We start from the raw sequence: 20520 nt of genomic DNA, 5'->3' as shown, positions 1-20520 counted from the left end.
GCAGCTTCAGAACCGGCGGTTCCAGCTGAGCGCGAAGGACAGGCCATCATCCTGCACATCGCGGCTGCCGGTGATGGCGGCATCGACCAGCGCATGACCATAGGTCAGCCGCGCCGACAGCGTGGGCGACGGCGTCCAGGTCAGTGAGGCACCGATGCTGGCGATCTCGCCCGGGACCGGCTGGAAGCCGCGGGTGGCATTGCGCATCACCGCGCCATCGGCGAACAGTGACGGCGTGAAGCTGCCCCAGCGCAGTCCGAGCGGACCGACCGCGCCCGAACCAAGCTGCAGGGGTCTGGCAAGTTCCACCGATCCGATCACGCCCCGGTCTGCCAGCAACAGGCTTTCGCGATAACCGCGCACGGTCTGGCTGCCGCCGGCCACGAAGCGCTCGCCCGCATAGAGCACGCCAACACCATATTGCCCCGCCAGCCGCGCACGGACCTCCCAGCCCCCCTGCCCCAATCGCCGCGCATGGCTGAGCTGGCCAGACAGGCTGCGAAAACGCGGTGAGGGGGCGGCGATGCCGACGATATCCGAACGGCCGCCCTCGATCCCTTGGGTGAAGCGCAATTGCCCGATCCAGACCGTGCCCGAGCTGCGACGAGTCCATTCCGCCCCCAGCCGGAGCGCCGAATATTCCGCGAGGCCCCGCACTGAGCCGGGGCTGAACGAGAAGGGCTCGCCGAGCAGGAACGTGCGCGTTTCGCGGTGGATGACGCCTGCGCGCAGGGTGACGGCCTGCGCGCTGACTTCGGGCGTCCCATCGAGCGCTGCGGGGCTCAGCGGGCGCTGCCAGATAGTGAGAGCAAAGCCGCCTTCGACGAACCAGTCGCGCGCGCGGATATCGAGATTGCGCAAGGGGGCATCGACCACCGCCGCGCGGTTGTAGCCACCGCGCACCTCCATCTGCAGCGCGGGGTGGATGAACGGCGCGGCATAATCGACCAGCCCATCGGGCCGCCCCGCCGTCAGGCCCGCATCCACGCCGACCCGATCGCCGGCAAACAGCGTGTTGCGAATGGCAACGCCCGTCCCGATGCGCAGGCCGCCGACCGCGGGCGAACGGCTGTTGGCGATGCTCGCCTGCACCGCAAAGCGCGGCGCGGGATCGACCAGCAGCGACAGGTGCGCCTCGCCCGGCTGCGTGCCGGGCTGCAGATCGGCCTTGACCGTCGCGATCGCCTCGTCGGCGGCGAGCGTGCGAAAGTCGCGCTCGATGGCAAGGCCGTTCAGCGGCACCGCCCGCGCCGAGGGCATCCGGCGCAGCACATAAGACTCGTTCAGCCCACGCCGATGACCGTCCTGCCAGGTGACCGCCGGTGCACCACCGGCAAGCCGACCGGCCACCAGCCGCAGCACCAGCGGCGATGCGCCGGCAGGATCGGTCGCCGGATCAATCAGCACGCCCGAATTGACATAGCCATTGCGCACATAGGCCAGGCTGATCTGCTGGACGGCGGCCGCAATGCGATCGAGCGCGACCGGCGCGCCCGTGAGATGATTGGCGATCACCTGCTGGCGCACCCATTCGCCATCGAGCCGCTCGCCGGGGCGATAGCGCACCGCGAACCCGCCGAAATCCAGCCCCTCGCTGTCCGCCGTCGCCACGGCGACCGCATCGGGTTCTGCATGCACCTCGACATCGCAATAGGTCACCAGCCCACTTTGCGCGGCATCGGGACCAGGCGCGCACATTGGGGGCAGATGGGGCGCGGCTTGCAATGCCAGCGCGTGCAGCAGGCTCAACGACAGCCTCCCGCGCGCGAAACGCCTGCAGGATCCAGCGCCAGCGGGCCGACGAGGTCGATGGCGAGGCGGCTAACCGACCCGCTGCTGCGCGCAGCGCGGCACTGGCCCGCGAGCACGCCTGCCGCATCGCCAAAGCTGATATCAGGGGTGTCGATGCCGCTGCTGACATTGCCGACCTGGCTGTCGACGACCAGATCGCCATCGACCAGCAACAGGTTGCTGTTGTCGGCGGAGCGGATGAAGAAATCGGTCGCCAGCTGGACGTTGGCGCCGCGCTGCTGGCCCAGCGCCTCGATCCGCGCGCCATCGGCAATCAGCGCATAGGGACGGCTGATCACGATCCGTCCGCCGGTGCCGGGGCCGGACGAAGTGGCGATGACCGCTGGGTTGGCACCGCCCGACAGCCGCAGCAATCCCGTTTCCGGCAGCAGCAGCTCGATCTGCCCGGCCGCGCCTGCCAGTGAACTGGTGGTGATCGTGCCGCCCGGCCCGAGCGTGATTCGGGGTGCAGACACCAGGATATTGCCCGCCGCTCCGCCGCTGCCGCCGCCGGTACTGCCTGCGCTGTTGGTGCTCGCGATCCGGCTGCCCGCGCCGGTGATGGTGATGCTTTCTTCTGCCACCAGCCCGACACCGCCTGCGCTGACAACGTTGGCCGATCCGGTGGTCACCTCCGCGCCATCGGCCAGCGCGATCTGCCGCGCAAACAGCAGCACGGTGCCGGCCTGGCCGGGGGCGAGTTCGCCTGCATCCGAACTGATCCGACTGCCCGCGCCCAGGTCGATGCGATCGGCCCGCACGGTCACCTCCCCGGCAGCGCCAAAGCCTTCGGTCGCGGTCGAGATGGTGCCGCCGGCGACAGCCAGCGTGCCGGCCACCGCCAGAGTGATGGTCCCCGCCCGACCGGGCCCCGGCACCACCTTGAGCTCGAGCGGCATGTCGAAATCCGCCAGAACCTCCTCGCGCGAGGGCGGAACCAGCAGCTTGAGCGCAGACGACGTGATCTCGGACAGGCCCGTCATCGTGATGCTGCCTGCGGTAATGGCGATGTCGCCGGCATTGCCCAGGCTCGAGCTGGAGGTCGTGATCGTGCTGCGACCGATCATCTCCAGCCTGCCCGTATCGATGACGATCCTGCCAGCGGACCCGGTGTAATCGCTCAACCGGGTAAACTCCTGCGCGCGGGGAAGCTCGGTCTCGGAGGAAATGCTCGGGCCGCCCATCGTATCGATCATGCGGATCGCGCCTGCGCGAATGGTGATCGATCCCGCATCGCCCAGCCCCTGGCTCACCGACTGGATGCCGCCGAACCCGGTCATCTCCAGCAGGCCCCGCACCGTGATGTCGATCGGCCCGGCGGCGGTCGAGCTGGCGGTTCCGGTCGAAATCAACCCCAGGCCGATTGCCATGCTGTCGGCACGCAAGGTGATGCTGCCGGGGCCCGATGCCGTGCTCGACTGGCTCTGCGCAAGGATCAGCCCGGTGGTGTCGATTTCGATCCGACCGGCATCGATGACGATATTGCCCGTCGTCCCGGTGGGTGCGGCACTGTCCAGGGCCTCGAACAGGGTGGTGGAGATCAGGCCGAATTCGGTGATCCGCAGCCGCCCTGCCCGCACGGTGATATCGCCCACCGACCGGCCCGGTGCCGAAAGGCCGGTGGCGGTGACGCTGCCGCCTTCGATATGCACCAGATCGCCATCCAGCGTGATCGTGCCGCCGCCGCCCGCCAGCACCGATTCGGTGCGGATCGCACCCATGTCACCAACGTAAAGCTCCCCCGCCCGGATGCGGATATCGCCGCCCCGCGCGGCAACGCCTGCAACCCCGGTCACCCGCAGTTCGCCACTCGCCAGATCGACCCGATCGGCGCGAACGTCGATGGCGGGGGCGGTGCCCGCGCTGGCGACCACGCTGATCTCGCTCAACGTGTCCAGCCGGACCGCACCGGCTGCGAGCGAGACCTGGCCATCGGTGTCGATGAAGATGCGGCTGTCATCGAGATCGATCCGCCCGCCCCGCATCCCCTGATCGGGGGTGGCGAGGATTGCCACGCTGCCGCTTGCCTGCCCCACCGTGCGCAGCGCCAGGCGGGTGGCAGCAAGACTGGTGCTGGCGAGCGTGATATCGCTCGCGCTCAGCGTGAGCCGCCCCGCAGCCACGCCCCGCGCCACGCCATCGCCGAGGCCAGCCGAAGCCACCAGCTGGATCGGCGCGTTGTTGCCCAGAAAACCGAAGCGCGCAGGCTCGGCCATGCTGAAGGTCGATCCGGACGCCGTGCCCGAGACCAGCACCGAACCATCGGCGAACCCCAGCTGATGCGCGGTCGAAAAATGCGCGGTTCCGCCGACATCGACGAATGCGCCGTCGCCGAAGACGATACCCGCCGGATTGATGAAGTAGAAGTCCGCTCCCGGCATTGCACTTGCATCGATGGTCCCGGCGATGAACGATCGCTCGCCGCCGGTGACGCGGTTGATGACGTTGCGGATCGTTGCGGCGTCGCTCGCGGTCCATCGAGCAATGTCGCCGGGGCCGAGGTTGAAGCGCGCAAAGCTGTGGAACAGGTTGTCGCCTGCGCGCGCACCGCCGCCGATGATCGTGGTCGCCCCATCGGTCACCGCTGTCGTTCCGGTGGCGAGCGAGGGCAGGGTATCGGGCGTGATCGCAGTCTGCGGCGCAGGCATGTCCTGCGCGGCCAAGGTCACCTGCAGCAGGCAAACGGCGGATGCCAGCAGACAGAGCGACCGGGGGGCGTGCCTCACCGCCAGCTCCCCACCATCGTGAACGCGCTCCAGATGCCCGGATCGGCCCACTGTCCGTCCGCGCTTCGCGCCAGCTCAATCTGCGCCAGCTGGAGCGATCGCGCGCGCCCCTCGCCGCGGCGGTAGTGCGTGTAGAATGCCTCCATCAGCGCTGCCGTCCCTGCATCGCTGACCTCCCAAAGGGACGCAAGCGCGCTGGCCGCGCCCGCTTCCACCGCCGCGCCGGCCAGCCCCATCGCCTGGTCGTCATCGCCCACCGCCGTTTCGCAGGCGCTCAGCACCAGCAATTGCAGGCCTTTTCCGCGAAGGCTGTTGGCGCCCAGCATCGCGCGCAGCTCGGGCAATGTGATCGCCTCGCCATCGGCGACGATGAACGAGCGCTCGGTGCGGCCGTTGAAGGCCGCGTGCGTGGCCAGGTGCAGCACGCTGGCCGGGCGCCGCGCCAGCGCGGAGGCGAGGTCGGCACGATCGAAATCGGTCAACAGCACGCCATCCTGGCCTGCCGCCATCGCCGCCTCGGAGGCAGTTCCCTCCAGCCGGGTGAAGCGGCCCACGGGAAGCTCCAGCTCCTTTTCCAGCGAGGCGGCAATGATCTGCGGGGCGAGGTCGCGGATGCCCGGGGCCGCGAAGCTGAGCGCGGGAACCACCGCCAGCCGCGCCTGCTCCATCAGGAAGTTGCCCTGCGCATCCATCAAGGCGGCAAAGCTGATCTGGCGCAGCGGGCCATCGGGCACGATGATCAGCGTCGCATCGGCCTTGAGCAGACCCGCGATCGGCGCGATCAGTGCGGCGTGGAGCGCGCGCGATGCGGCCTCCCAGTCGTTGCTCGCGCCGCTCAGCGATGCGGTCATCCGCTGCGCCAGCGCGGCGATGCCCGCCCGGTTGCGGGTGCGGTCGGGCGCCATTCGCCGATAGCCCAAGGCCTTGGCATCGCCGGTGGCATAGAGCAGCTCGATCCGGTCCTCGAGCAGCAGCGGATAGAGCAGCACTTCGCCCGGCTGCAGGTCGGCGGGCGTCACCGGATTGCGCAGCGGCACGCATTCGGCCCCCAGGCTGTTCTGCAGTTCGGCCGAGCGATAGGCTTCGGCAATCTGCTGGGCCTGGCCCAGAGTCGATGGGTCGGTTCCGGCGTTCGCAAGCGTCGTGCCGATGGCGCGCTCGAACACCGGGCGGACGATCAGATCGAAGCGGCTTTCCTCGGTCAGCGGGTCGACCGGCATCAGCACCATCCGCACCTGTTCCAGCGCACGATAGGCGGCGAGCACGTGCTCGCCCGCCCGCTCGGGCTCGGCATCGGCGAGATAGAGGCTGTATTGCGGCAGGTTCTGCGGCAGCGGCTTCTGGCTTTCCAGGAACACCGCCCGGCGCAAGTGTCCGCGCGCCTGTGCGGCATCGCCGCCGGCCAGGGCCACGCGGCCCTTCAGCGCGGCGACCGCTGAAGCATCGCTGGCACCCATTCTTACCGATTTGGCGAAATCATCGGCCCCTTTGATAACCAAATCGGATTGACCCAAGCCAGCATCGCACGCCAGCATCAGCAGACCGAGCTCCAGAGCGGCGCGCTTCTCGGATGCCACCCGGGCCGCAGCACCAAGCCCGGTGGCGATGTGTCCGCTGACATCGAGCCGCCGCGCCTTTTCCAGCCGCGCCAGCCGCAGCGCCGCCAGCGCGGTGAGCTCGGCATCCCCGGCGCGGATCGCCCGGTCGAGCGCACAGGCGAATGCCGCTTCCAGCCGCCGCCCTTGGCCCTCGATCTCGCCGATCGCACAGCCCGGCACCGGCTGCGATGGTGGTTGCGATGCGCTGCCGGCCCTGCGCCGTGTTCCCGCCGTGCTGGGCGGCGCTCCCCCTGCCAGCGCAAGCGCGCCCTCCCATGCCGCGCGCGCGGCGAGCGGGGCATCCCCCGCACGCTCGGCCAGCACCAATGCGGTGCGCAGAAAATCCTGCGCGCGCGCCTGGCTGCCCGAGCGCGCGCGGCGCATCGCTTCGCCGGCCACCAGGCAGTATTCGGCGCGCTGACGATCGGTGGCGGATTCGGCTGTGGTGGCCGTTGGCGGCGAGGTGCCCGGCGCGCCCTTAGCTGCCAGCAGCACCTGCAGCGCGGCTTCCGCGCCGGCTTCGTCGCCACCACGCATCAGCGCCCGGGCGCGCGACGCACGATCGGCACCGATCAGCAGCGGGGACGACGCCTCAGCCGGGCTGCTGCACAGCAACACGGGCTCGGGCACGCTGGCGCCCGCGCCATCGGCCGACGCCAGCGCGAACGCCAATCCCCATGCTGCTATTCCTGCCATGATGGCCCCTGCTCATTAACCGCTTGCAGGATAACCGGATTTCACTGCCGATTGAACGCCTAATGCGGCGGATCGTTCGCCAGCCCCTTGAGCCGGTACAGCGCTTCCAGAGCATCGCGCGGGCTGAGGTTGTCGACATCGATCCCGGCGAGCGCCTCGCGCAGCGCATCGACCGGCTCCGGCTCCTTGGCGAGCGCAGCCGCGAACAGCGGCAGATCGTCAAGACCGGCGGCCAATCCGCCAGTCGCCTGGCGCCCCGCTTCGAGCTTGGCGAGCACCGACTTGGCCCGCGCCACCACGACGGGCGGAACGCCGGCGAGCTTGGCAACGGCCAGGCCATAGCTGCGGTCGGCAGGGCCGTCGGCGAGCTCGTGCAGCAGCACCAGATCGCCCTTCCACTCGCGGGCCCGGACATGGTGCAGCGACAGCGCATCAAGACGGTCGGTGAGCCTCGTAAGCTCATGGTAATGCGTTGCAAACAGGCAGCGGCAGCGGTTGGTATCGTGCACCGCCTCGGCAATCGCCCAGGCAAGCGCAAGGCCATCATAGGTGGAGGTGCCGCGCCCGACCTCGTCCAGGATAACGAACGAGCGCTCGGTCGCTTGGCTGAGGATCGCGGCGGTTTCGACCATCTCGACCATGAAGGTCGATCGGCCCCGCGCCAGATTGTCCGATGCGCCCACGCGGCTGAACAGTCGGTCGACAATGCCGATCCGCGCCGTCCGTGCGGGCACGAACGCGCCCGCCTGCGCCAGGAGCACGATCAGCGCGGTCTGGCGCAGGAAGGTCGATTTGCCCCCCATATTGGGGCCCGAGACCAGCCACAACCGGTCGCGCTCGGACAGCGCGCAGTCATTGGCGACGAACGGCTGCCCCGCCTTGCGCAACGCCGCCTCGACCACCGGATGCCGCCCGCCTTCGATCGCGATACAGGGCTCGTCGGTCAGTTCGGGGCAGCTGAAATCGCCCTCCGCTGCCATCGCGGCATGCGCGGCGGCGACATCGATCCGGGCGAGCGCGGCCGCGGTGCGGGCGATGCCCTCGCGCGCGGCGATCACCTCTTCGCACAATCCCTCGAAATGCGCCTCTTCCGCCGCCATTGCATGGCCGCCCGATTGCGCGATCCGCATCGCCTCGTCGTGCAGCGCGGGCGAATTGAACCGCACTGCGCCTGCCATCGTCTGACGATGGGCAAAGCCGCTATCGGGCTTCATCAGCGCATCGGCGCGCGCGGCGGGGACTTCGATGAAATAGCCGAGCACCGCGTTGTGCCGGATCTTGAGCGCCTGCACGCCGGTCTGCGCCTTGTAGTCCGCCTCCAGCGCAGCAATTGCACGCCTGGCATTGCCCGAGGTGTCGCGCAAAGCATCGAGCGCGGCATCGTAGCCGCGCGCGATATAGCCGCCCTGGCCACGCTCGGTGGGCGGGCTTTCGACCAGAGCGCGGCTCAGATGATCGACCAGCGCGCCATGGCCCTGCATGTCGGGGAGCAGCGCCTGGAGCAGCGGCGGCAGATCATCGCCGCGCGCCAGCCGCTCGCGCAAGCTGCGCGCGCCGCCAAGGCCGTCGCGTAGCTGGCCCAGGTCGCGCGGGGACCCCCGCCCCGCGACGACGCGGCCCAGCGCGCGCGCCAGATCGGGGATCGCCTTCAGCGCCTCGCGCACGCCATCGCGGCGCAGCGAATCCTCGTGGAACCACTGGACCAAAGCCAGCCGGTCGCGGATCGCGGCGATGTCGGTCAGCGGCGCGCCCAGGTCACTCGCCAGCAGCCGCGCGCCCGCGCCCGTCACCGTGCGGTCGATCGCATGCACCAGCGAGCCTGCGCGCCCGCCCTGCTGGCTGGTAAGAATTTCGAGGGACTCGCGGGTCGCCGCATCGACCGCCATGTGCTGCGCCACCTCATGGCGGCGCGGCGGGGCGAGGAACGGCATGCTGCCGCGCGAGACATGCTCGAGATAGGCCATCAGCCCGCCCGCTGCCGCCAGCTCGGCGCGGCTGAAACTGCCGAAGCCGTCGAGCGTCGCGACACCGAAATGCGCCTTCAGCCGCTTTTCGCCCTCCAGGCTGCTGAACGCGCCTGCCGGCCGCAGGATCGCATCATCGGTGAACGGATCGGTGCGATCGGACTGGATCAGCTCGCTGGCAGAAAGCCGCGCGATTTCGGCGGACAGATCGGCGGCGCTCGCCTGCATCAGCTCGAACCGGCCGGTGGAGATATCGCACATCGCCAGGCCATAGCCGCCCTCGGCGCTGGCCAGCGCGACCAGCCGGTTTTCGGCACGCGAATCGAGCAGCGACTCCTCGGTCAGCGTACCTGCAGTGACGAAGCGGACGATTGCGCGCGCGACCAGGGCCTTCGATCCGGCGCGCGCTTTCGCTTCGGCGGGCGTCTCAGTCTGTTCGGCAATCGCGACCCGGTGGCCCGCCTTGATCAGCCGCGCCAGATAGCCTTCTGCGCTGTGCACCGGCACGCCGCACATCGGAATGGGATCGCCGCCATGCGCCCCGCGCGAGGTCAGCGCGATGTCGAGCGTGGCCGCGGCGGCCTTGGCATCATCGAAGAACAGCTCGAAGAAATCGCCCATCCGGTAGAACAGCAGGCAATCGGGGGCCTCGGCCTTGAGCGCATGATATTGCGCCATCATCGGCGTGTGGGCGCTGTCGGAGGGAGGTTGGCTCATCCCGGTTCAACTAGCCGAGCCTGCACACCGGTGGAAGGGCGGAATTGGTCCAAAAATCCTCCCCCAGCTTGCTGGGGGAGGATCTAAAGGGAGCGTTACGCCGCCGCCATCGCTCCGACCCGCAGGTCTTCCGCGACAAACGCGGCGCAGCGTTCGCCGATCATGATACTGGGGGCGTTGGTGTTGCCGCTGACGATCTTGGGCATGATGCTGGCATCGGCGACATACAGCCCCTCGACACCGCGCAGCTTGAGGCGCGGGTCGACGACGCTGGCCTCGTCCGATCCCATGCGGCAGGTGCCCACCGGGTGATAGACGGTGTCAGCGCGGTTGCGGATCAGTTCGTCAAGCGCGGCGTCGTTGTAGAGGTCCACCGGGTGGCGATCGACCGGATCATAATCCGACATCGGCGGGGTTTCGAAGATGCGGTGCATGAAGCGCACCCCTGCGCGCAGCACCGCCATGTCGCGCTCGTCGGCAAGGAAATTGGGGTCGATGCGCGGGGGAGCGGCAGGATCGGCGCTGTTCAGCGTGACCGTCCCCTTGCTTTCGGGGCGCAGCACGCAGGCGTGGCACGAGAAACCATGCCCCTTCACATTCTCGCGGCCATGGTCTTCGAGCACCGCCGGCACGAAGTGGAACTGCACGTCGGGCGCTGGAGCATCGGGCATCATCTTCCAGAAACCGCCCGCTTCCGCCCAGCAGGTGGTGAGGATACCGGTACGTTTGCGCCGATGCTCGACCACCGCGCGCGCCATGCGCGTCACACCGGTGAGCGAACTGCCGAAGCTGTCAGTCGACTTGGTGGCAAAGCCCGAGACATAGTCGATATGGTCCTGCAGGTTGGCCCCCACCTCGGCACGGTCGGCGAGGACCGGAATGCCATGGTCCTTCAGCATCCCGCCGGGGCCGATGCCCGATAGCTGCAGGATCTGCGGCGATCCGAAGGCGCCTGCCGACAGGATGACCGCGGCGCGCGCGAACACCTGCACCACCTGCCCTGCCCGCTCGAACTCGACGCCGCGCGCGCGGCCGTTCTCGATGATGATCCGGCGGACTAGCGCATGGGTGCGCACATCCAGATTCTTGCGATCGGCGGCGGGCTCGACATAGGCGCGCGAGGCGCTCCAGCGTTCGCCATCCTTCTGCGTGGTCTGGTAGATGCCGAAGCCTTCCTGCCTGGCTCCGTTGAAGTCGCTGTTCAGCGGCAGCTGCAACCGGCGCGCCGCCTCGACAAAGGCGTGGCTGCCGGGGTTGGCCCATTTCTGGTCGACCACCGACAGCGGGCCATCGCCGCCATGATGGGCATCGAATTCCGCCGACGATCCAGCGCGGGCATTGCCCTCGGAGCGGCGGAACCAGGGGAGCACATCCTTGTGGCTCCATCCGGTCGCGCCCATGGCCTCCCAGTTGTCGTAATCCCAATGGTTGCCGCGGATATAGACCATCGCATTGATCGCCGAGGAGCCGCCGAGGCCCTTGCCCCGTGGCTGATAGCCGGGGCGGCCGTTGAGGCCTGGCTGGGGAACGGTCTCGAACTTCCAGTTGGTGTTGGCCGGCAGGAACGGCATGAACCCCGGCGTCTTCACGCGAATGCCGTTGTTGCGGCCGCCCGCCTCGATCAGGCAGACCGACAGCGAGGCATCCTCGCTCAGCCGTCCCGCAACCGCGCAGCCGGCAGACCCGCCGCCGATCACGATGATATCATATTCGCTCATGCTCTCTCCCATCTGTGTCTTTATGCCCGTTCGGGCTTGTTCTTCAGTATCTTGCGCAGGATCACCATCATGTGCCCCGCGTCGCCCGCCTCTACCCCGACGATCTGGAATCCGGCCTTGAGGTTGACGATGATCATCCCGTTGTTGCTGGCGCACGTGCGGGTCTCGACTTCGGCAAAGCCCTTGGCGGCCGCCCAGTCGTGCTGGGCCTGCATCAGATGCGCCGCCAGACCCTGACCGCGCGCTGCGGGGATTACGCCGCCGAGCCAGGAATAGAGCAGCGCCGGTCCGCGCCGATAGGCGAGCTTGAACCCCAGTGCGGTGCCATCGCTGCGCTGGGCAAGATGCAGAACCGGATCGACCAGATGCGCCAGCCGCTGGGCCAGATAATCCGGGTCGAAGCTCTCGAAGACTTTGGTGCACAGCGCGGCGAGCATCGGTTCGGCAGACGCAATCGCCGCGCCTTCCATCAGCACGATTTCGGTCGTGGCGCCGCCCGTTGCCACAGGCCTATTCCGCAGGCTCTAATGCGGTGTCCGGCCGCATATCGGGTGGCGCTCGCCGGCCCTGCCGCGCGGCCCAGGCGGCCTTGATCGTGTCGCTGGTCTCGCGGCTGCCATCATGGCTCCAGCCCGGCGGGCGCAGCAAATAGCCAAGCTTGTTGGCGATGCTTGGCGCACTCCACATGTCGCGCGCGATGCCGACCCATTCGTGGAACGCCGCCCAGATCAGGTTGAAGCTGCCCAGCTGCTTGACGATGCCATAGCGGATCGGCTCGTCGTCGCGCTCGGGCACGAAGGTGCCGAACATCTTGTCCCAGATGATGAAGACGCCGGCATAGTTCGAATCGAGATAGCGCGGGTTGATCGCGTGATGGACACGGTGGTGCGAGGGCGTGTTCATCACCGCCTCGAACCAGCGCGGCAGCCTTTTGACCGCCTCGGTATGGATCCAGAACTGGTAGATCAGATTGAGCCCGCCGCAAAACGCGACCATCAGCGGATGAAAGCCCAGCCAGAACATCGGCAGGCCGATCAGCAGGCCGGGGGTGAAGAAACCGGTCCACGTCTGCCGAAGCGCGGTCGAGAGATTATAGTGCTGGCTCGAATGGTGGATGACATGCGCCGCCCACATCCAGCGGACGCGGTGACCCAGACGGTGCGACCAGTAATAGGCAAAATCGTCGATCACGAAGGCCACCGGCCACGCCCACCAGACCCAACCGATGTCGAAGATCCGGTGCTCGTAGACCTGGAACGCCAGCAACAGCGCGAGGCCGCCGAACAAGGCGCCCGCGACCGTGCTGCCGAGGCCCAATGCCAGCGATGTCAGCGTGTCGCGCGGCTCATAGGCGCGGGCATCGCGCCTGCGCACCCACCAGATTTCGATCAGGATCAGCAGCACGAATGCCGGGATCGCAAGCTCGGTCGGGTTGGGCAGATCGGGCGCCGTGGTCATGGTCTCAGCTGCTTACATCATTGTCAGCAGCTTGTCTCCATCCTGTTTTGACAGTGCGAGTGAAACATGACCGAAGCGCGGATCACCGGTTTCCACCTTCCAGCCCTCGCTGCAGCGGTGCGCGCGCAGCGGCTTGGGCAGGACCCGCCCGGCGCAATGTGCGCCGTGGCGCTTGAGGATCACGATCCGTCCATCGGTGCCTTCGACCAGCGCCGCCTCGCCATCGCCCGACATCAGCACCGGCCCCGCCTCGAAGCCGGCGATCTGCTCTTCGGCGATGCGCGCGGCATCGGCGGCATCGCCGATCCGGTTTTCCCCGAGTTGCAGCAGCCAGACCAGCCCGGCGACCGCGAGAATCGCGGCCAGTGAAGCGAACAGCAGCATCATGTTCATCGGCATCGTCCCCTTGCCCAGCCAGGTCTTTGCCCGGTCTGGCCTGCAGGATAGCACCCCAGCCAGCGTCATGAAAAGGCCGCGAACGTGCGGCAGGGGTTGATTTGTGACGCGCGGCGTGACTACGGCACCCGCACCCTCAATTTCTCGACCGATAAGGACATCCAGGCCGTGGCCGACGTTGAACAATTGCAGCAGGATTATCTGGCGCGCATCGCCGATGCCGATCTTGCCGCACTGGAAGAAATCCGCATCGCCGCGCTGGGTAAGCAGGGCGCGATCACCGGGCTGCTCAAGACGCTGGGCGGCATGAGTGCCGAGGAGCGGCAGGACCAGGGCCCGCGCATCAACGGCGCGCGCGAGGCAGTGACCGCCGCGATCGCCGCGCGCAAGGATGCGCTGGAGAGCGAAGTGCTCAACGCACGGCTCGCCTCCGAAGCGATCGACCTGACGCTGCCCGTCGCCCCGAGCCCGCAAGGTTCGGTGCACCCGGTTGCCCAGGTGATGGACGAGCTCGCCGAGATCTTCGCCGACCTCGGCTTTGCGGTTGCGACCGGTCCGGAAATCGAATCGGGCTGGTACAATTTCACCGCGCTGAACATGCCCGAGACGCACCCGGCGCGCGCGATGCACGACACCTTCTACTTCCCCGATCGCAACGCGGCGGGCGAGGAGATGCTGCTGCGCACGCACACCTCGCCGGTGCAGATCCGCACGATGATGGGGCAGAAGCCGCCGATCCGCATCATCGCGCCGGGCCGCACCTATCGCAGCGATTCGGACGCCACGCACACGCCGATGTTCCACCAGGTCGAGGGCCTCGTGATCGACAAGGGCATCACCATGGCGCACCTCAAGTGGACGCTGGAGACCTTCGTGAAGGCGTTCTTCGAGCGCGACGACATCGTGCTGCGGCTGCGCCCCAGCTATTTCCCGTTCACCGAGCCTTCGGCCGAAGTCGATGTCGGCTTCACGGTCGAAAAGGGCAAGCGCGTGATCGGTGGCGACCCGACCGGCCCCAATGGCGGCTGGATGGAGATCCTGGGCAGCGGCATGGTCAACCCCAAGGTGATCGAGCATTGCGGGCTGGACCCTGACGAGTGGCAGGGCTTTGCCTTTGGCTGCGGCATCGACCGGCTGGCGATGCTGAAATACGGCATGGATGACCTGCGCGCGTTCTTCGATGGCGACCTGCGCTGGCTGAAGCATTACGGCTTCTCGTCGCTGGATGTCCCCACTTTGAGCGGAGGAGTGAGCGCATGAAGTTCACGCTGAGCTGGCTGAAAGAGCATCTCGATACCGATGCGAGCCTCACCGAAATCACTGATCGGCTGACCGCCATCGGGCTGGAGCTGGAAGGCGTGGAAAACCCCGCCGACGTGCTGCGCCCGTTCAAGGTCGCGCGCGTCATCGAGGCCGGGCCCCACCCCAATGCAGACAAGCTGCGGCTGCTGAAGGTCGATGACGGCTCGGGCACGCCCTGGCAGGTCGTCTGCGGCGCGCCCAATGCGCGTCAGGGGCTGGTTGGTGTGTTCGGCCCGCCGGGAACCTATGTCCCCGGCCCCGCCTTCACGCTGAAACCGGCGAAGATCCGCGATGTCGAAAGCTTCGGCATGATGTGCTCGTACCGCGAGCTGGAGATGGGCGAGGACCACGACGGCATCATCGAACTGCCCGAAGATGCACCGGTCGGCACCAGCTTTGCCGATTATGCCGGGCTCGACGATCCCGTCATCGACGTCTCGGTGACGCCGAACAAGCAGGATTGCATGGGCGTGCGCGGCATCGCGCGCGATCTGGCAGCCTCGGGCATCGGCACCTTGAAGCCGCTGTCAGAGGTCTATCGCAGCGGCGTCGATCCGGTTGCCGGCACCGGCGAAGCCCCCGATGTGCGTACCGACGATAGCGCCGGATGCCCCGCCTTCCACGCGCAGAACGTCTCGGGTCTCACCAACGGCGCTTCGCCCAAATGGATGGCCGACCGGCTGAAGGCGATCGGGCAGAAGCCGATTTCGGTGCTGGTCGATATCACCAACTTCGTCTCGATCGATCTCGGCCGCCCCTTGCACGTCTATGACCGTGCCAAGCTGACGGGTGGCCTGGTCGCGCGCAAGGCAGTCGATGGCGAGCAGGTGCTGGCACTCAACGGCAAGACCTATACGCTCGACGCCAGCATGACGGTGATCGCGGATGATGCTCAGGTGCATGACATCGGCGGCATCATGGGCGGCGAGGATTCGGGCGTGTCGGACACGACCACCGATGTGCTGATCGAATGTGCCTATTTCGACCCGGAGCATATCGCACGCACCGGCCAGAAGCTGATGCTGACGTCAGATGCGCGCCAGCGCTTCGAGCGCGGCGTGGACCCTGCATTCCTCGATCAGGGCCTCAATATTGCCACGCGGCTGGTACTAGAGCTTTGCGGCGGTACCGCCAGTCCCGTGACCCGGTCGGGCACGGCGCCGGTGGAGCCGCGCACGGTGACCTATGACCCCGCCTATTGCGCGGCTCTGGCCGGCATCGATGTTGCGGCGGCCGAGCAGCAGGCGATCCTTCAGCGGCTGGGCTTCGGCGTGGACAGCGCCTCGACCCCTTGGACGATCACCGTTCCCAGCTGGCGGCGCGATGTCGCGGGCAAGGCGGACATCGTCGAGGAAGTGGTGCGGATCACCGGGATCGACGCGATCCCCTCGACCCCGCTGCCGCGGCTCCCCGGTGTCGCCAAGCCCACCGCCAGCGTAGGCCAGCTGCAGGAGCGGCGCGTGCGGCGTCTGGCAGCGGCGCGCGGGCTCAACGAGGCGGTCAACTGGTCGTTCATTTCGGACAAGGAAGCTGCCCCCTTTGGCGGCGGCGACTGGACGTTGGCTAACCCAATCAGCGAGGACCTCAAGGTCATGCGGCCCTCGCTGCTGCCAGGCCTGCTCTCGGCGGCCAAGCGCAACCTGGATCGCGGCGCAGGCTCGGTCCGGCTGTTCGAGGTCGGTCGGCGCTATTTCAAGGCCGAAGATGGCACCAGCCTGGAACGCGCAACGCTCGGCATCGTGCTCGCGGGCGACAAGGTCAGCCGCGACTGGCGCTCGGGCAAGGCGCAGGCCTTCACCGCGCACGATGTGAAAGCCGAAGTGCTGGCACTGCTCGAGGCCGCAGGCGCGCCTGCCACCAAGCTGATGGACTTCGCGCCCGATGCGGCAGGCCCTGGTGATCACTATCACCCGGGGCAAGCCGCGACGCTGCGGCTAGGGCCGAAGAACGTGCTCGCAGCATACGGCACGCTGCACCCTTCGACCGCCAAGGCGTTCGGCTTCAAGCCGGTGCACGGGGCGGTGATGGTCGCCGAGCTGTTCCTCGACGGCATCCCGCTGAAGCCGCGCGGCTCTGCGATGCGCGAGGCCTTTGCGCCGCCCGCACTGCAGGCCGTAACGCGCGACTTCGCGTTCCTGGTCGATGCCAAGACGCCTGCCGGTGATCTGGTGCGCGCGGTCAAAGGCGCGGACAAGAAGCACATCACCGATGCCCGCGTGTTCGACAGCTTTGCAGGCCAGGGCGTGCCCGAGGGCAAGCTGTCGCTCGCGCTGGAGGTCACGCTGCAGCCGGTGGACAAGAGCTTTGGCGATGACGAGCTGAAAGCCATTGCCGACGCGATCGTCAAGGCCGCGGCAAAGCTTGGGGCGGAGTTGCGTGGCTGATCTGGTCGCCATCGCCTCGGACAGGCTGACCGCCGGCATCCACCCTCTCGGGGCGGAACTGCGGTCGCTGACCGACGGCGAGGGACGGCAGTTGATGACCGATGCCGACCCCGCCTTCTGGGCGGGCCACGCGCCGTTGCTCTTCCCGATCATCGGCGCGATGGCAGGGGATGTGTACCGGCTGGGTGAGCGCAGCTTCGCCATGGCGCGGCATGGCTTTGCCCGGCGCTCGGAATTCGCGCTGGTCGAGGCGGACCACGGCTCCGCGCTGTTCCGGCTGGACGCAAGCGAGGCCAGCCGCATGCACTACCCGTTCGATTTCCGCCTCGACATGGGCTTTGCGCTTGCGGGCGCGACGCTGGCGATGACCGCGACGGTGAGCAATCGGGGCGATACGCCGATGCCGTTCAGTTTCGGCTATCACCCCGCCTTTGCCTGGCCCCTGCCCGTTGGTGGCGCAGCGGAAGATCACCGGATCGTTTTCGAGCGTGACGAGCCCGCGCCGATCCGGCGGCTCGACCCGGCCACCGGCCTGGTCATTCCTGCGCCGCAGCCCAGCCCGGTCAACGGCAAGGTCTATGCGCCCAAGCAAGCCGATTTCGAGGCCGACGCGCTGATCTGGGACCAGCTCGCCAGCCGCTCGCTCACTTATGGCGTGCCCGGCCAGCCGCAGCTGCGCATCGATTTTCCCGACACGCCGATGCTGGGCATCTGGCAGAAACCCGGCGCGCGCTTCCTGTGCATCGAACCCTGGGCCGGCATCGCCGACCCGCTCGGCTTTACCGGCGATTTCGCCGACAAACCGGGCGTGATGAAGCTGGCCCCAGGTGCACAGCAGCGGTTGCGGATGGATGTGACGCTGCTAGAGAGCTAGCGCGTTCCGGTCCCCTGCGCACGCAGGGGTCCATCACCCCTCCGATTTCACCAGATGCCAACCTCTGGAGATGGATGCCTGCCTTCGCAGGCAACCAGATAATGTGTAAAGCCCCGATATGACCGCCCTCAACCGCCGCACCTTCGCCATCATCTCGCACCCCGATGCGGGCAAGACCACGCTCACCGAAAAGCTGCTGCTCACCGGCGGCGCGATCCATCTGGCAGGCGAGGTCAAGGCGCGCGGCGCGGCGCGGCGCGCCCGGTCGGACTGGATGAAGATCGAGCAGCAGCGCGGCATCTCGGTCACCTCCTCGGTGATGACCTTCGAGCGGCAGGGGATCACCTTCAACCTGCTCGACACCCCGGGCCATGAAGACTTTTCCGAAGACACCTATCGCACGCTGACCGCGGTCGACTCCGCGATCATGGTCATCGATGCTGCCAAGGGGATCGAGCCGCAGACACGCAAATTGTTCGAGGTCTGCCGGTTGCGCTCGGTGCCGATCATCACCTTCGTCAACAAGGTCGACCGCGAGGGCCGCGATCCGTTCGAATTGCTCGACGAGGTCGCCGATGCGCTGGCGCTCGATGTCTGCCCGATGAGCTGGCCGGTCGGCATGGGCGGCCAGTTCGAGGGCGTGTACGACCTTGCGCGCAACCAGCTGATGCAGCCCGAAGGCCCGTCGCGCGAATACGACGGATCGGTCACGCAGCTTTCCGGTCTCGATGATCCGGCGCTGGCCGACAAGCTTTCCGCGCAGGCGCTCGAACGGCTGACCGAGGAAGCCGAGCTCGCGCAGGGCGGCTATGCCAGCTTCGACCTGGAAGCCTATCGCCACGGCGACCTCACCCCGGTCTATTTCGGATCCGCGCTCAAGCAGTTCGGCATCGACGAGCTGATCAACGCGATCGCCGACCACGCGCCGCCGCCGCGCAGCCAGCCCGCGCAGCCCGAAGCCGTCGAGCCGACGCGCAAGGACGTTACCGGCTTCATCTTCAAGGTGCAGGCCAATATGGACCCGCAGCACCGCGACCGCATCGCGTTCATGCGGCTGGTCTCGGGCACGTTCAAGCGCGGCATGAAGCTGGTGCCGTCGGGCCATGGCAAGCCGATCGCGGTGCACTCGCCGATCCTGTTCTTCGCGCAGGACCGCGAGCTTGCCGACGAGGCCTTGCCCGGCGATATCATCGGCATTCCCAATCACGGCACATTGCGCGTCGGCGATACGCTGTCCGAGAAGAACGATGTGCGCTTTACCGGCCTGCCCAATTTCGCACCCGAGATCCTGCGCCGCGTGCAGCTCAAGGACCCCACCAAGACCAAGCAGCTGCGCAAGGCGCTCGACGATCTGTCCGAAGAGGGCGTGATCCAGGTGTTCTACCCCGAGATCGGCAGCCAGTGGATCGTCGGCGTCGTCGGCCAGCTGCAGCTCGAAGTGCTGATCAGCCGTCTGGAGGCGGAATACAAGGTCGAGGCGGTGCTCGAAATGGCGCCGTTCGATACCGCCCGCTGGCTCAGCGGCCCGGCCGATGCGCTCGAAGCGTTCAAGCGCATCTCGATGAACAACCTCGCCAAGGACCGCGACGGCAACCCGGTGTTCATGGCGCGATCGGCGTGGGATGTCGGCTATCAACAGGAAAAGAACCCCGAACTGTCGTTCAGTGCCACGCGCGAACGTTAAGGGGCTGTTGCAGCGCAGCACAGCGCGCTAAGGCGGGCCATGGCGTCGCGCACCAAGGTCTCTCCCGATACGATCCGGCATATCGTCGAAGAGGCGAGTGGCATTGCCATCGCCGCCTTTGCGCGCGCCGGGGGCGACCTTCAGGTGTGGGACAAGCAGCCGGGCGATCCGGTGAGCGAAACCGATCTGGCGGTCGACAATTTCCTGCGTGATCGATTGGGCGCCTTGGTTCCCGATGCGGGCTGGCTGTCCGAAGAGACCGCCGACGACACCAACCGGCTGGACTGCGAGCGCATCTGGCTGGTCGATCCCATCGACGGCACCCGCGACTTCGTGCGCGGCCGCGCCGGCTGGGCGATCTCGGTTGCCCTGGTCGAGGATGGCCGCGTGGTAATGGGCGTGCTCGCGGCCCCTGCCCGCAATGAATACTGGATCGGCGCGCGCGGGCGCGGCGCGTTCCTCAACGGCAAGCGCCTCAAGGCCAGCCGTCGCACCGAATTTTCGGGATCGCGCGTGCCCACCGACAGCCTGCCCAAGGCGGATATCGACCTCACCGTCGTCGAAAAGCCCAACAGCATCGCCTTGCGCATGGCGATGGTCGCTGACGACCGCGCCGACCTGCTCGCCACCTTGCGCTGGGGCTATGAGTGGGACATCGGCGCTGCCGCGATCATTGCCGAAGAAGCGGGCGCGCGGGTCACCGACGCTTTGGGCGGCGAACTGCGCTTCAACAAGCCGCGCGCCAATGCCTTCGGCGTTTTGTGCTGCGCGCCCGACATCCACGGCACCGCGCTCGAACGCCTGCGCGAACGCGCGGTGCGCCTGTCGGCGGATGGCGCTTAGGCCTCGGCCGCCACGTTCGGCTTATCGCTCTCGGCATCGGGCGTGGTCAGGTACAGACCCGTCGTACCGATCAGCGTCAGCACGATGAACCCGGCCTGGGCGAGGCTGATCGACTGGCGGAACACCAGCCAGCCGATCACCGCCACGGCCACCACGCCGACACCCGACCAGATCGCATAGGCTATGCCCATCGGGATGCGGGTGAAGGCAAAGGCGAGCAGCCAGAAGCACAGGCCATAGCAGCTCATCGACGCCATGCCGAACAGCGGCCTGGAAAACCCCTGCGAGGCCTTGAGCAGGCTGGTGCCTGCAATCTCGCAGATGATGGCCAGAGCCAGCAAGACCCATGCATTCATGACTCGCTCCCCT

General features: G+C 67.6%; 14 protein-coding genes. 5 read left to right on the top strand and 9 right to left on the bottom strand.

The window, feature by feature from the left end; translation table 11 throughout:
• Positions 1–6: 6 nt before the first annotated feature.
• From LI72_RS09480 to LI72_RS09445, 8 genes are all read right to left on the bottom strand, one after another.
• Positions 7–1749: a ShlB/FhaC/HecB family hemolysin secretion/activation protein gene (locus tag LI72_RS09480; protein ID WP_156139566.1), complete on the bottom strand. Its 1743-nt coding sequence runs from the start codon at positions 1747–1749 to the stop codon at positions 7–9.
• The gene (locus LI72_RS09475) at positions 1746–4517 is read right to left on the bottom strand and encodes a two-partner secretion domain-containing protein (protein ID WP_156139565.1); all 2772 of its coding nucleotides are present in this window, start codon (positions 4515–4517) and stop codon (positions 1746–1748) included. Before LI72_RS09475 ends, LI72_RS09480 begins: the two co-directional genes overlap by 4 nt.
• Positions 4514–6811, bottom strand: a complete 2298-nt coding sequence (locus tag LI72_RS09470) for a CHAT domain-containing protein (protein WP_081984814.1) — start codon at positions 6809–6811, stop codon at positions 4514–4516. The genes LI72_RS09475 and LI72_RS09470 overlap by 4 nt, the downstream gene beginning before the upstream one ends.
• A 59-nt stretch (positions 6812–6870) precedes the next feature.
• Positions 6871–9492 (bottom strand): DNA mismatch repair protein MutS, encoded by a 2622-nt coding sequence (gene mutS, locus LI72_RS09465; protein ID WP_033925648.1) that lies wholly within the window; start codon positions 9490–9492, stop codon positions 6871–6873.
• A 95-nt stretch (positions 9493–9587) separates the two neighbouring features.
• Entirely contained in the window at positions 9588–11210 is a 1623-nt protein-coding gene (locus LI72_RS09460) for a GMC family oxidoreductase (protein ID WP_033925647.1), read from the bottom strand.
• A gap of 20 nt (positions 11211–11230) precedes the next feature.
• The gene (locus tag LI72_RS09455) at positions 11231–11716 is read right to left on the bottom strand and encodes a GNAT family N-acetyltransferase (protein WP_052129696.1); all 486 of its coding nucleotides are present in this window, start codon (positions 11714–11716) and stop codon (positions 11231–11233) included.
• Positions 11717–11720: 4 nt separating this feature from the next.
• Positions 11721–12668 (bottom strand): sterol desaturase family protein, encoded by a 948-nt coding sequence (locus tag LI72_RS09450; RefSeq protein ID WP_033925646.1) that lies wholly within the window; start codon positions 12666–12668, stop codon positions 11721–11723.
• Between the two features lie 12 nt (positions 12669–12680).
• The gene (locus LI72_RS09445; protein ID WP_156139564.1) at positions 12681–13250 is read right to left on the bottom strand and encodes a hypothetical protein; all 570 of its coding nucleotides are present in this window, start codon (positions 13248–13250) and stop codon (positions 12681–12683) included.
• On the opposite strand from LI72_RS09445, the gene pheS reads away from it, so the two are divergent.
• From pheS to LI72_RS09420, 5 genes are all read left to right on the top strand, one after another.
• On the top strand, positions 13233–14324 hold the full coding sequence (pheS, locus tag LI72_RS09440) for a phenylalanine--tRNA ligase subunit alpha (RefSeq protein ID WP_033926238.1): 1092 nt from the start codon (positions 13233–13235) through the stop codon (positions 14322–14324). The genes LI72_RS09445 and pheS overlap by 18 nt on opposite strands.
• A complete protein-coding gene (gene pheT / locus LI72_RS09435; protein ID WP_033925645.1) occupies positions 14321–16750 on the top strand; it encodes a phenylalanine--tRNA ligase subunit beta in 2430 nt (809 codons plus the stop codon). The genes pheS and pheT overlap by 4 nt, the downstream gene beginning before the upstream one ends.
• Positions 16743–17624, top strand: coding sequence for an aldose 1-epimerase family protein (locus tag LI72_RS09430; RefSeq protein WP_033925644.1), 882 nt, complete (start codon positions 16743–16745; stop codon positions 17622–17624). The genes pheT and LI72_RS09430 overlap by 8 nt, the downstream gene beginning before the upstream one ends.
• 118 nt (positions 17625–17742) lie before the next feature.
• Positions 17743–19308: a peptide chain release factor 3 gene (locus LI72_RS09425; protein ID WP_033925643.1), complete on the top strand. Its 1566-nt coding sequence runs from the start codon at positions 17743–17745 to the stop codon at positions 19306–19308.
• Positions 19309–19347: 39 nt separating this feature from the next.
• Entirely contained in the window at positions 19348–20151 is an 804-nt protein-coding gene (locus LI72_RS09420; RefSeq protein WP_033925642.1) for a 3'(2'),5'-bisphosphate nucleotidase CysQ, read from the top strand.
• On the opposite strand, the gene LI72_RS09415 is transcribed toward LI72_RS09420, so the two are convergent.
• A complete protein-coding gene (locus LI72_RS09415; RefSeq protein WP_033925641.1) occupies positions 20148–20507 on the bottom strand; it encodes a DMT family transporter in 360 nt (119 codons plus the stop codon). The two genes, LI72_RS09420 and LI72_RS09415, sit on opposite strands and share 4 nt — an antisense overlap.
• Between the last annotated feature and the right edge of the window lie 13 nt (positions 20508–20520).

The organism is Sphingomonas sp. 35-24ZXX (assembly GCF_000786215.1).
Lineage (GTDB): Bacteria > Pseudomonadota > Alphaproteobacteria > Sphingomonadales > Sphingomonadaceae > Blastomonas.
Note: the sequence above shows the minus strand (reverse complement) of the source record. Positions and strands in the feature narration are given on the sequence as shown.